Raw genomic sequence first — 789 nt, forward strand, 5'->3', positions numbered from 1 at the left:
TCTAGTCTTTTCTCGCTTTCCTAAATCATCATAGGTTTTTTGCATCACTTGGAGGAGAAATAATCATTTTTCAAACTAGTGATATCTTTTGAATTATCTTTAAGTATCCACCATGCCTGGCCTCTTTTTAACTTTCCCTAAGAAGTCTCCGCCTACTTCACCCATTTAATCCCATTTTCAGATTTCAAGCTGTTCTCCTGTATTTGTAACAATAACAGCTTGGTTAGGGTCAAACGTTACGTCCTTAGAAGAAGTGTTTTCGGCCTTCATATCGACTACAATAGCCCGAACTTTATCTTGATCATTAAAATAGAGTGATTTTGCATCAGCATCTGGTTCAATTTCGAGAACGTCCACACTGTTAATATAAAGCTTCATGCTGCCCATAGTAACAGGTTTTATAGGCGTGTCTTTACCATCAATTCCGACTTCGTCGTTATATCCAACTCCGATATCTTTAACGTGGCCCAGTCCTTCAATATCACCTTCGCCAGTTTTTTCAAACTGTTCTTTTAGTGCAGCATCTTGTTTAGCTTGCTCTTTTTCTTTATCAATTTTATCGACGTAAACGGCTTTCACTTTAGGAAGGGCACTTCCTTCAGCTCTGCCTTCATATGTACCATAAATTTTAACCGTATCGTTTAGTTTGAACTTATCAGCGCTTTTATTGCTTACTGTGTAAACTTCAGATCCATCGCTATTTTTACTTACAGTAAACTCAACATTTTTAGAAACTGTGTCCCCATCATCATTGACGTTATCGGCATAAGTAACATCGCCTTCAATGAC

The 789-nt window shown here is 37.6% G+C and carries 1 protein-coding gene; it reads right to left on the reverse strand.

All coding sequences use genetic code 11. The features are described from left to right. Positions 1 to 177: 177 nt before the first annotated feature. Positions 178 to 789, reverse strand: a 612-nt coding sequence (locus tag ADICYQ_RS27300; protein ID WP_040414136.1) for a hypothetical protein, incomplete at its 5' end; no start/stop codon positions are given.

Source organism: Cyclobacterium qasimii M12-11B (genome assembly GCF_000427295.1).
Lineage (GTDB): Bacteria > Bacteroidota > Bacteroidia > Cytophagales > Cyclobacteriaceae > Cyclobacterium > Cyclobacterium qasimii.